This is a genomic window from Pedobacter chitinilyticus (assembly GCF_003313385.1).
Taxonomy (GTDB): domain Bacteria; phylum Bacteroidota; class Bacteroidia; order Sphingobacteriales; family Sphingobacteriaceae; genus Pedobacter; species Pedobacter chitinilyticus.
In genome coordinates this window covers 453,625-465,991 of sequence record NZ_QMHN01000001.1, presented here as the reverse complement: position 1 = coordinate 465,991, position 12,367 = coordinate 453,625, and the positions used below count along the sequence as shown (strand labels likewise).

Below are 12,367 nucleotides of genomic sequence, written 5' to 3'. Positions count from 1 at the left end.
ATTGCAGTTTAACCAACTTTTCATCATGAACAACCCGGCTCGTTTACTTTACAGCATCTTATTCATTATCGGCTTTGCGCTATTGGCCTTTTTTGTTGGACAGTATCCCATCAACAACTTTGATTTAACGATCTCGAGATGGGTGCAACAATTTCATCAACCTGTTTTAGATCAGTTAATGATTGCCATTAGCACTTTTGGAAATGTAGCGGTTGCCTTTTGCTGTATGGCCGTTACGGCTATCCTGTTTTTCGTATTCAAGTTCAAGCGAGAGGCATTGTTTACCATTGCCATTTCGTTTACAGGCCTATTTACCTTTGTACTAAAACGCCTGTTCAACCGTCCGCGACCAACCGATGAATATGTGAAGATTATTGAAAGTTACCGAAACAACAGCTTCCCCAGCGGGCATACCCTTTCTTATGTAGTTTTCTTTGGCTTTATGATTCTATTAATGCGCAGCTTAACGACTATTCCAACTTATATACGAAATAGTGTAAGCATATTTTCCTACTTCATGTTTATCGTTGGACCACTATCTAGAATTTACTTGGGAGCCCACTGGTTTACAGATATTGTAGGGGGCTTTTTGGTGGGTGGTCTGTACCTTTTGCACTTGAATTATTACTACAAAAAAGGTCTGAAAAAAGAAATGGAGATAGAACCGAAGTCCTACCCCCATCATCTAAATTAACGCTCTCGAGGACAAATATACGGCAGGATTCCAATAAACCAAAAAAACATTCACTTTTTTTTCAAAAAAATCTCCACCACCCCTATTTACACCCTGCAACAAAAAATCACAAAAAAGTATTTAAAACCATAAAAACATTAATTTAACACAAAAAAACATCATTAAAAACGTAAAAAGTACCATATTAAAAACATAAAACACCATTGCCAGCTCAAATGAATCATATAACTTTGTTACATGAAATCTAACATCCCTGTTTACGATATACAAAATTTTTCAGCGTATAAAAACGACGGGATTTTAGTGAACAGGTTTGGACATTACGCAAGGCAGCATCAACATCTGCACAATGCTCACCGACATAGCTTTTATCATTTGGTATTTTTTACCAAAGGCAGCGGCAAACAACAAATCGATTTTAAGGCATTTGACGTGAGTCCGAACATGATTTATTTCATGATTCCTGGGCAGGTACATAGTTGGGATTTCGAGACCGAACCTGATGGCTATCTCATCAATTTCTCTACCTCTTATTTCAGCGCTTTACTGCTTAAACAAGAGTACCTGGATAAGTTCAATTTCTTTAGCGGAAGGCCCGAAGAACAGGTTTTGCTTTTAGACAATGTCACTAGCGAAAAGATTACCCTAATTTTTGAGGATATTTTAAAAGAGGGAGAAACGGCAACAGCGATTAATGATGACTTGGTAAGAGTTTTACTCCTCCGAATTTTTATTGAAGTGGCCAGAACTACCCTATCTAAAGACCATCAAGAGCTTAATCCTTACAACCACACCATCCTTAAAAATTTTCAGCAGTTGATTGAACAAAATTTTACCAAATTACGTTTGCCCAAACAATATGCGGAATTGCTTTACATTACGCCTAACCATTTAAATGCGCTTTGCAATGATTTCTTGGCTACTTCGGCAGGAAAATTAATTAGAGATAGGATTTTATTGGAAGCTAAACGGTTACTGATCAATTTAGATTTAAGGGTATCGGAAATTGCAGAGAAGCTTAATTTCGAGGACCAATCTTATTTCGTGAAATTCTTTAAAAAATATGAAGGCACTACGCCCGATAAATTCAGAAAACAATATATAACGATATCATAATGGAACACAACAAAAATCATCCTTATTATATTTCTCAATGGTACGCCTTTAGGAATGCAAAATGTCCTAGATGTAGGGTTGGCAATACTTTTACTGGAAGCACCTATGGTTTTAAAATTCAGAAAATGAATGAGCATTGCCCTCATTGCGGCTTAAAATTTGAGCGTGAGCCTGGTTATTTTTATGTGGCAATGTTTGTGAGCTATGCCATGAACGTAGCAGAAATGGTGACGGCAGGGGTAGCAGCCTACATTTTTGGATTGGCATTGGACTACGAGAACCTTTGGTATTTTATTGCGGTATTGTTTGTAACGACCCTACTGTTCTCTCCTTTTAACTATCGTTACTCACGAATGGTGTTATTATATTGGTTATCTCCAGGTTTACATTACGAACCAGACCGTAGTGCACCTAAAGAAATAGAAAATAGATAAATAAAAGGGAGTTCCGCAAATGCAGAACTCCCTTTTCAATGACCGCTATTAAACGGCAATTTATATTTTGATAGTTGTTTTGTCTGTATTAAGAAAGTTTCGTGTTCGAAACGCTTTTCTTTTCGTCACTTGCTTGTTTAGCAGCCTTTTCTCTACGCTGATTTACATAATCTATTACTGCTGTTGAAGCGTAGTTTTTGTCGGTTGATGCTTTAACTGAACGATTGCTATCGTTAGTAGTTCGGTGTAAAAAAGAGTTCTCGGCCATTTCCTTAAAGATTTTAGTGTACCAATATCGAGTAAACACTTGAATGATATAATTGTTTTATATTTTTTTAAAATTCTAGTTTTTTGTCATTCCGACGATAGGAGGAATCTCAAAGCTTTCCAAATATTAGCTTAATAAAACCAGAGATTCTTCGCTACGCTCTGAATGACAAAGTCCGCTAAAAAGAGAGGATTTAGCGAATCGACTAAATAAGATCTCTTAATTCCCTTCATTCCTTAATGTTTTAAAACCCCTGCAAAACAAAAAAGGTTGCCTCCAAAAAGACAACCTTAACCTATTCTATGTATAAAAAAATTAATCAGCCAATGCCCTAAACATGGTAGCACCAACGGTTAAATTCGTGCGACTATCTATTAATATTGCCGAACCGTTCGCTTTATTTTCGTGATAAAGATCCAAAGCCAAGGTATCAGCAGTTTTAAGCACTACCCTACCAATATCATTTAATTTAAATTCATCCGCGGCATGTTTTTCCAAAGTATTGATATCCACTTTGTACACCACGTCAGCTATTTTAACCTTGGTTACTTTACTATTATGCTGCAACAAATAAGTAATCGAAGTATCCAAAGCCTTGGTATCCATCCAACATAAATCAGCTTCAATAAGCTTACTTTCTTGAGGCAAAGCCGATGAATTAACAATCGTGTCGCCTCTGCTAATGTCCACATCAGTAGCTAAATGTATCGTTACCGATTGACCAGAAGAAGCTTCATCCAATTCCTTATCAAAAAATTCGATTTTACTGATGGTAGAACTTGCACCAGATGGCAGTACCGTAATTTTATCGTTTACTTTAAAAGTACCACTTACTACACGACCAGCATAACCCCTATAATCATGCAATTCATCCGTTTGCGGCCTAATTACCCACTGTACAGGCAACCTTGCTTTCTCCGATTTTTCCTGCACATCAGTATCTACTTGCTCCAAGAAATGCAATAAACTATCGCCACTGTACCAAGCCATACGCTCAGATTGATGCACAATATTATCACCTTTTAGCGCACTCACAGGAATATAAGTAATATCCTGCAACTTCAGTTCTTCCGCTAAGCTTTTATATTTCTGGGTAATGGCATCAAATACCGTTTCGCTGTAATCAACCATATCCATTTTGTTCACGGCTACTACCACATGCTTAATGCCCAGTAACGACACCAAATAAGAATGGCGAATAGTTTGCTCCACTACCCCATTTCTGGCATCTACCAAAATAATGGCCAAGTTTGCCGTAGAAGCACCTGTAACCATGTTTCTAGTGTATTGGATATGTCCAGGCGTATCAGCAATAATAAACTTTCGTTTGTCAGTTTGAAAGTATTTATAGGCCACATCAATGGTAATTCCCTGCTCACGTTCTGCCCTTAAACCATCCGTTAAAATGGCCAAATCTACCGTACCATCATCGTTCTTTCTATTAGCATTTTGAATAGCCTCCAGTTGGTCGGCCAAAATAGAATCAGTATCGTATAACAAACGGCCAATCAAAGTGCTCTTGCCATCATCAACACTGCCCGCTGTAAAAAATTTTAGTATGTTCATTTTTTAGTATTTAGATATCAGTAGTTAGTATTTAGATATTAAATAGTCGACAAGTATGTCTAACTACTCTGTACTAACTACTAAATACTTATTAAAAATATCCTCCCTTTTTCCTGTCTTCCATGGCTGCTTCCGAAACCTTATCGTCCATACGGGCACCACGTTCCGAAATTTTCGACTGACTGATTTCCGCAATAATATCGTCAATCTGGTCAGCTTCCGAAGCAATAGCTGCCGTACAGGAAATATCTCCAACAGTACGGAAACGCACTTTTTTACGCTCTACTACATCCTCTTCATCCATATTTACAAACGGAGAAGCTGCCATTAACTGTCCGTTACGTGTAATCACATCACGGTCGTGGGCAAAATAAATGCTCGGCAATTCAATATTTTCTCTTCGGATATAGTTCCAAACATCAAGTTCCGTCCAATTACTAATCGGAAACACACGCACATTTTCGCCTTTATGGATTTTTCCGTTATAAATGTTCCACAACTCTGGGCGCTGACGTTTCGGGTCCCACTGTCCAAACTCATCCCTTACCGAAAAAATACGCTCTTTAGCCCTGGCTTTTTCCTCATCTCTACGAGCACCGCCAATACAAGCATCAAACTGGTGTTTCTCAATCGTATCCAACAAGGTAACCGTCTGCAAAGCATTTCTGCTAGCATTTTTACCCTTCTGCTCCACCGCTTTTCCCTCGTCAATAGACTGCTGTACCGAACCTACAATTAAACGTTCGCCCAAACGAGCCACCATTCTATCACGGTAGTCAATAGTCTCCTCAAAGTTGTGACCCGTATCAATATGCACCAAAGGAAAAGGGAATTTCCCTGGCCTAAAAGCTTTCTCTGCCAAACGAACCAAAGTAATGGAATCCTTACCTCCCGAAAATAGCAATGCAGGCTTTTCAAACTGCCCCGCCACTTCTCTCAAGATATGGATTGCCTCCGCCTCAAGCTCGTCCAAATAATCAAAATTATATTTACTCATCTTTTTGGTTGTGTCTTTTTTATTATTCGAAAAGCAAGGTTAATTGCTCTTCGGTTATTTTACTCCCGCTTTGCATTACAATCTTTTGCCATCTCCGTCATTGCAAGGAACAAAGTAATCTCCAGCAAAAGTATTTTCATTTCAATCGGGTTTATTTTTGTTGGGTTTGCGCTAATGTATTTCTAACACCCCCGACTTTTAGGCACCGCTCTATTGTGCTGCTACGTTTTAAAACTACCTGTCATTCTGAATGCAATGAAAATCTCATTCATATTTAGGAGATCCCTCGTTCCTCAGCATAACTAAAGGCTAATTCATCACTAATCCCTCAACACTAGTACCTAATTCCTAAGAAGCAGCATGCAATCCACATTCCTTCTTGCTTTGGTCTTCCCACCACCAGCGGCCAGCTCTAAAATCCTCTCCTTCCCTCACCGCACGGGTGCAAGGTGCACAGCCAATGCTCGGGAAACCCTTATCATGTAAAGTATTGTACACAATGTTATTCTCTTTCACGTAAGCTTTCACATCATCCAGCGTCCAATCAAAAATGGGGTGAAATTTTAACAGCTGATTTCCTTCGTCCCATTCTAAATCTTCCATTCCTTCACGGTTGGCACTTTGGTCGGCCCTAATACCTGTAATCCACATTTCATTTCCAGCCAAGGCTCTTTTCAAAGGCTCTATCTTTCTGATGTAACAGCATTCTTTTCGATTCTCTACCGATTCGTAAAAGCTATTCGGACCTTTTGCAGCAACCATATCCTGCAACAAATCACTCTTCGGGAAATAAGCATGAATAGGCTGCTGATAAATCTCCAACGTTCTGTTCCATACGTAATATGTCTCTGGAAAAAGTCTACCTGTTTCCAATGTAAACACCTTAATCGGAATTTTATTGGCAAATATCAGATGTGTAACCACTTGGTCCTCCCAACCAAAGCTCGTCGAGAAAACTATTCTGTCTCTATACTTTTCAGCTAGGTATTTAAGCTTTTCTATTAAACTTAAATTTTCTAATTGTTCCTTAATGCTTATTAAATCTTTCACCTCACTATATCAATTTTAATATAAACATAATTACACTACGTAGACTTACTAAAATTACGATAATGCCTACTGCCACCATAATGGTTTTTGCAGATATTTTATTAGATACTCTTGCTGCAATTGGCGATGCCAGTGCACTGCCAATTACCAGGCCTAATACCGCTTCCCAGTATTTACCGCCAAGCATGGTAAAAAACGTAAGTGAGCTTAAAGTAGCTATGAAAAATCTGCTAATTTTTACCGTTCCCAATGAAAAAAGAGGGTGCCTACCGCCTGCAATTAAGCTCGAAAGCACTATAGAACCCCATCCACCACCGAAAGCGGCATCTATAAAACCACCAACAAAACCTAATGGTCCTATCTTTTTAATTTTCTCTTTGTTCCTTTTCCTCTTGATATTAAATGCTTTAACCAATATTACCACACCTAAGAACAAGGTGTAAATACCTACTATAGGTTTAACATAAGCACTATAGTGTTCTAACGAGGATAAAATATAGGCACCTAAAATAGCGCCTATAATCGCTGGAACAATTAATATTTTAAACAATTTCCAATTAACATTGCCCATTTTGTAGTGCATCCAGCCAGCGATACCATTGCTCATCACTTCCGAAATATGGATAGCCATACTCGCCGAAGCAGGAGGCAATCCCATTGCTAAAGAAAATGAGGCTGAAGTAACACCATAAGACATTCCAATTGCTCCGTCAATCATGGCAAAAACAAAACCTGCACCTAAAAACCAGTAAAATAAGGGGTCAATGTGCGTTAAAAAAGCTTGAAACTGGGGTTCGGTTTCCCATAACGTAAACCCAACTGCCAAAATAAAAGCTACTGCCACTAACCAAATCAACCACTTGATATTCCTTTCGGCAAAACTTTTCTGCGGATTAACTAACCTTTCGGTTACCTTATTGAGCTTTTTTACTTTTGCAGTAAAATCACCGCTTAAATTCTGACGAAGCGCACTCATGTTTTGGAGCGTTTGATCAAGCTCATTAGGAATACCATCGTTTAAAATCTCCTTTAATCGTTTGGCAATGGTTGGAGATTTCCCATTGGTAGAGATGGCGATCTTTAAATCACCTTTTTGCACAATAGATCCTAGATAAAAATCGCAAAGTTCTGGTTTATCAGCAACGTTTATCAACAAGCCTTTTTGGTGAACTAAACTTCTTAATTCAGCATTAAAAGTATTGTCGTTGGTGGCGGCAAACACAATGTCTACATCGTCCAAATCATCTGCAGTAAAAGCCTTTTGCTTAATTTTTACGTTTGGCTTTGAGGCTGCAATTTCAAAAACAGCTGCATTAATTTCCTGCGCAACCACTGTCACTTTAGCCTCTTCACTATTGTTCACAATGGCATTTAGCTTTTCCAAGCCCACGTTGCCGGCACCAACCAACAAGGTACGCAGCTCATTCAGCTTGATAAAAACTGGAAAAAGCTGGTTGCCTTTATCGCTTGCAGGCGAAACTTCTACTATATTTTGATTAGGAGATGGTTGCATATTGTGCAATTACACTTTTGAAAGATGGATGTAAGGACACGACTTCGCCAAATATTAACAAAGCTGGGGCTTCTACTTTCTCTTCTTGAACTTTAGCTACAATATTTTCTATGGTCGAAACTACTAGTTTTTCTGTCTCAGTAGAACCGTTTTGAACTACTGCCGCAGGCAATTGACTTTTCCCAGCCGCTTTAAAAATCTCAGCAATTTTCGGCAACTGCTTCAAGCCCATTAAAATTACTACCGTAGCATTTGATTGCGCTGCTTGATAAATATCTTCTGAAATTTGACCGCTAGTAGTCGTACCTGTAATTACCCAAAAGCTTTCACTCAAACCACGATGAGTTACGGGGATTTGCTGCAAACCTGGTACGCCTATTGAACTCGAAATACCTGGAATAACACTCACAGGGATGCTATACGAAGCAGCAAAATCTAGCTCTTCGTAACCACGACCAAACACAAAAGGGTCGCCACCTTTTAATCTCACTACATGTCCGTAGTTTAGTGCATAATCAATCATTAACCTGTTAATAGCGTCTTGCGAATGAGAGTGTTCTCCCGAGCGTTTGCCTACGTAAACTTTAATGGCTTCTTTGGGTGCATGTTCCAACAATGCTTCGTTGGTTAAGGCATCATATAATACCACATCAGCAGCTTGTAATGCTTTTACTCCTTTCAAAGTTAACAAATCTGGGTCACCAGGACCTGCACCTAATAAGGTTATTTTAGATTCTATATGTTTGTGATGTTGTGTCATTTTAATAATGTGATGATTTGAAAATTCGATAATTAGCTAATTATCAAATAATCCAATTAGCTAATTAATTCTCTTCTCTTTGCTTTAATATCATTTAAAAACTGTGCAGCTTGTTCATGGTAGGTTCTTGCAAATGCTTCCGAAGGTTCGTTCTTGTTGATTTGCAATACCAAATCCGAAAAGCTTTGCCCGAAATTGAACTCACCAGTTTCTACATAATGATTATCAAATTCTCTAATTACCCCTACTTGGGTGCTGCTATTTACGCTCTTATCAAGTAGTAGTGATTTTGCTGCACTCACCATCGAAGCGTAAGTGTGATAAATGGCATCGGCATAAGCACCATTGTTTAACGAAGCAGTGGCCCAGCCGAATTTTTCATCAGCCTCCAATAATAAAGTGGCCACCAAATCAATCACCACGCCAGCACATTCACCTACTCCAATCGCAGTAACAAAAGTCTCTTCATGTCCCCAATCCACAAACTCTTCTGCTTTTAGCGCCGTTAAATCGGCCAAAGGTTTTAATAGTTGATAGAAGTAATCCTTTCCTTGTCTATCGTAATATTGATGGAAAGTTTCTTCTTCCTGATTGTTTTCTTTAAAGTCATTAAGCAAATAGTTCAACACACTTGTAGCACGTTTAGAAGGCACTTTGATCACTCGTTCCGCTACTCTGCCATAGCCATTACCTACAGTACCGCCGCCCAACATGACTTGTACGGCAGGTACGACTTTACCTTCGGCTTTTAGGGAACTTCCGTGAAAACCAATTTCGGCCAAACCATGCTGACCGCAAGAGTTCATACATCCGCTGATTTTGATATTGATGTTCTTTTCATAAATCAACTCAGGAAAATCGTGGTAAATCACATCTTCCAAAACCTCCGCTAAGGTCATGCTGTTAGAAATACCCAAATTACAGGTATCTGTTCCTGGGCAAGTAGTAATATCGGCCAAGCTATCAAAACCTAGTGCGGTAAAACCAATTTGATTTAATGCTACATATAGTGATGGCAAAGCTTCTTTTCTCACAAATTTCAGGAGCAAGCCTTGGTTTTGGGTAATTCTAATTTCATCGGCTACAAAAGGTTTAACGGCTTCTACAAAAGCCCTAGCTTTATCCGTTTTTATATCGCCTATGGTTACTTTAACGTATACACCATAAAAACCCTGTTGCTTTTGTTCAATTACGTTGGTAGCTAACCAATGCTGGTAGTGTTGCTCATTTTCAATCGCTACAGCCTTATAGTCCTGTTTTGGTTGTGGTTCAGGTTGAGGAACTGCGGTAACATCTACCTTAAAGGTTTTTACTTTATTGGCTATTTTCTCTTCTTCTACCAAACGCAACACCTCTTCCAAACCAAGTTTTTGAACCAAATATTTTAAACGGGCTTTATTACGGTTGTTACGCTCGCCGTATCTATCGAAAACACGTAATACTGATTCTGTATAAGGAATCAGCTGGTCTTCAGGCAAAAATTCCTGAACAGCACTAGCCAAAAATGGTTGTGCACCCAAACCTCCTGCAAACATGACCTTGAAACCACGCTCTCCCTTTTCATTGATTTTAGGAATAAAACCTAAATCGTGGATATAACTATAAGCGGTATCTTTATCGCTCGAAGAGAAAGAGATTTTAATCTTTCTACCCATTTCCTGACAAATTGGATTACGCAGAAAATAAGCAAAAACGGCATGTGCGTATGGGGAAACATCGAAAGGTTCGTCTGGGTCAATCCCCGAATTTGGCGATGAAGTTACGTTACGAACCGTATTTCCACAGGCTTCACGCAAGGTAATATCGTCCTGTTCTAGTTTAGCCCAAAGCTCTGGAGTTCTGTCTAAACTAACATAGTGAATTTGGATATCCTGACGTGTAGTCAAGTGCAAATTACCACTGCCATATTCATCAGCAATATCCGCAATGCGCAACAGTTGCTTAAAAGTTACTTTACCGAAAGGCAATTTGATACGAACCATTTGCACTCCTGGCTGGCGCTGACCGTAAACACCTCGAGCCAAACGAAGGCTTCTAAATTTTTCTTCGTGTATCGTACCATCACGGAAGGCTCTAATCTTACGCTCAAGGTCGATGATATCCTGCTCTATGATTGGATTTTCAAGTTCTGTTCTAAAACTTTGCATTGGTTGTTTGTTGTGTTTTTATTCAAAAAATGCCTCTCTTGTAGGAGAAGCATCTATATTTATATCTTTAAAATCATACCTATAGTTCTCCCTTACCTTGCTCTATAGCAATAGTTCATGACTAATTTTGGCATGGGACAATATGTAAATATCGATTTCATCCGCCAAATATATAAAGTATATAGGAATAGTAGTAATTATTTTTAAACTTTTTTCATATTTATAGAAATGGATGACCTTTTTATGGGGATGATGTTGGCGTGGGAAAACGAGGTAAGTCTACTGACAAGAATAGGCCTTAATATAAAATCAGCGGTTGAATCAGCGCAATTTTCGGGAAAGAAATAATAAAAATACCTCCCGAAGATTTTCGCAGACATACGTAACCTACTAAACTGCTAATTTAAGGAGATAAGGACATCTCGTGTTCAAATAGGAATTAAAAAAATACTCATAAGATCCATCGCTTCGGTCTGGATGACAAAATGGGGAAATCGCAATGACGCAACAGGCACGGTACTGGTTAAGAAACTAAATAACTGATCAAAGAAACAGTTATTATAATCTGCCAGAAAAGCAATTAACCAATTAAACAAATAACCAGTTAACCAGAAAACAACAATTAAATGTCCAACTTAAGTTTATCCTCTCTACCAATAATGTCAGCAATGCTAGTTTCGCCAAGAATTTTAAGCGTAGCATCTCTTACGTCAATAAAAGCGCTTCTAATTCCGCAGGTTACTTCATCCGTGCATTCATCACATTTGTGGTAAAAGTTCAAACTGGCGCAAGGTAACATGGCCACTGGACCATCGGTTAAACGCAAGATTTGCACCAAGTAGATATCTTCTGGTTTCTTATTAAGACTATAGCCGCCACCAGCTCCTTTTTTACTGTAAAGAAAGCCCGCATTGCGCAAGTCCAACAAAATCTGCTCTAAAAATTTCTTTGGGATGTGCTCCTCCTCTGCAATTTTTGAAATTTGCATGGGAGGTTGGTTAATGTTTTTACCTAGCGCAACAAGCGCTTTAATGGCATACTTAGTCTTTTTAGAAAGCATAGACAAATGTAGTAATTTTTTGCTTAGCTAGTAATTTGGTTAGTTTGTTGTTTGGCTACTTGAAATGGTCAGCTCCCCTACTTTTCATAATTCTCTGGTATCCTTCCCTTTTTTGCCGCTTCAATATAGAGTTTTATTTGATTAACACTTGCAACTAAGTTCTGTTTAATTTCATGTTCCCAAAAACGCATTACTACGTAACCTAAAGATTGGAGCGCATGATTCACAAACCTGTCCCGCTGCATATTGCGTTCTATTTTAGGAATCCAAAACTGTTGATTGGTTTTAGGCTTCCGTTGTTGCCATTCATAGCCGTGCCAAAAATCGCCGTCTATAAAAATGGCCAGTTGATATTTTTCTATCACCAAATCAGGTCGGCCCGGTAGGTCTTTGCGATGAATACGGTAACGAATATGTTCTTTCCAGAGTGCTTTTCGGAGCATTAATTCGGGTTTACTATTGCTCCCTTTAATTTTAGCCATGGTTTTACTGCGCTGCTTGGTAGTATAAAAACCAGCACTTTCCTCAAAGCGGGGCACTTTAATAGCATCTTCTTCAAGGATATAAAACTTCGGCTTTCTTCTCATCGAAATACAAAAATAAGGTTTAATCCATTACCAGTTATCAAGGCCAGATGACCACTGAACTTCCTTTTAATGCAAATCATCGCTTTTAGTTATTTGCATTTAATGTGTTTATGCATATTTACCGCACATTCATCGCCACTTTTTATTTTGTTATTGTAATTTTACCTGTGTTCAA

At 38.6% G+C, this 12,367-nt stretch carries 11 protein-coding genes and 1 pseudogene; 3 read left to right on the top strand and 9 right to left on the bottom strand.

All coding sequences use genetic code 11. From position 1 onward, the window contains the following. The first annotated feature begins 25 nt into the window (after positions 1 to 25). The 3 genes from DUT70_RS01970 to DUT70_RS01960 all read left to right on the top strand — a co-directional run bounded on the left by DUT70_RS01970 (position 26) and on the right by DUT70_RS01960 (position 2,244). Entirely contained in the window at positions 26 to 694 is a 669-nt protein-coding gene (locus DUT70_RS01970; protein WP_113645623.1) for a phosphatase PAP2 family protein, read from the top strand. Positions 695 to 931: 237 nt separating this feature from the next. Next, positions 932 to 1,810, top strand: a complete 879-nt coding sequence (locus tag DUT70_RS01965; protein WP_113645622.1) for an AraC family transcriptional regulator — start codon at positions 932 to 934, stop codon at positions 1,808 to 1,810. Further along, positions 1,810 to 2,244, top strand: a complete 435-nt coding sequence (locus DUT70_RS01960; RefSeq protein WP_113645621.1) for a DUF983 domain-containing protein — start codon at positions 1,810 to 1,812, stop codon at positions 2,242 to 2,244. Before DUT70_RS01965 ends, DUT70_RS01960 begins: the two co-directional genes overlap by 1 nt. Positions 2,245 to 2,332: 88 nt before the next feature. Here the strand turns inward: DUT70_RS01960 and DUT70_RS01955 are convergent, their stop codons facing one another. The 9 genes and pseudogenes from DUT70_RS01955 to DUT70_RS01915 form a co-directional block, all read right to left on the bottom strand. Beyond that, positions 2,333 to 2,512 carry a hypothetical protein gene (locus DUT70_RS01955; RefSeq protein WP_113645620.1) on the bottom strand — a complete coding sequence of 60 codons (180 nt, stop codon included), beginning with the start codon at positions 2,510 to 2,512 and terminating at the stop codon, positions 2,333 to 2,335. A 315-nt stretch (positions 2,513 to 2,827) separates the two neighbouring features. After that, on the bottom strand, positions 2,828 to 4,078 hold the full coding sequence (locus tag DUT70_RS01950) for a sulfate adenylyltransferase subunit 1 (RefSeq protein ID WP_113645619.1): 1,251 nt from the start codon (positions 4,076 to 4,078) through the stop codon (positions 2,828 to 2,830). Between the two features lie 91 nt (positions 4,079 to 4,169). Beyond that, positions 4,170 to 5,084 (bottom strand): annotated as a pseudogene (gene cysD / locus DUT70_RS01945) (sulfate adenylyltransferase subunit CysD); the annotation flags it as partial. 339 nt (positions 5,085 to 5,423) lie between these two features. After that, positions 5,424 to 6,125 (bottom strand): phosphoadenylyl-sulfate reductase, encoded by a 702-nt coding sequence (locus tag DUT70_RS01940; protein WP_113645617.1) that lies wholly within the window; start codon positions 6,123 to 6,125, stop codon positions 5,424 to 5,426. Between the two features lie 4 nt (positions 6,126 to 6,129). Then, the gene (locus DUT70_RS01935; RefSeq protein WP_113645616.1) at positions 6,130 to 7,638 is read right to left on the bottom strand and encodes a TSUP family transporter; all 1,509 of its coding nucleotides are present in this window, start codon (positions 7,636 to 7,638) and stop codon (positions 6,130 to 6,132) included. Next, a complete protein-coding gene (cobA, locus tag DUT70_RS01930) occupies positions 7,622 to 8,398 on the bottom strand; it encodes a uroporphyrinogen-III C-methyltransferase (protein WP_113645615.1) in 777 nt (258 codons plus the stop codon). The genes DUT70_RS01935 and cobA overlap by 17 nt, the downstream gene beginning before the upstream one ends. Positions 8,399 to 8,454: 56 nt before the next feature. Then, complete coding sequence (locus DUT70_RS01925; RefSeq protein WP_113645614.1) at positions 8,455 to 10,545, bottom strand: HEPN domain-containing protein; 2,091 nt, start codon at positions 10,543 to 10,545, stop codon at positions 8,455 to 8,457. 622 nt (positions 10,546 to 11,167) lie between these two features. Beyond that, positions 11,168 to 11,605, bottom strand: coding sequence for an RrF2 family transcriptional regulator (locus DUT70_RS01920; protein ID WP_113645613.1), 438 nt, complete (start codon positions 11,603 to 11,605; stop codon positions 11,168 to 11,170). A 77-nt stretch (positions 11,606 to 11,682) separates the two neighbouring features. After that, positions 11,683 to 12,192: a very short patch repair endonuclease gene (locus DUT70_RS01915; RefSeq protein ID WP_113645612.1), complete on the bottom strand. Its 510-nt coding sequence runs from the start codon at positions 12,190 to 12,192 to the stop codon at positions 11,683 to 11,685. Positions 12,193 to 12,367 lie beyond the last annotated feature (175 nt).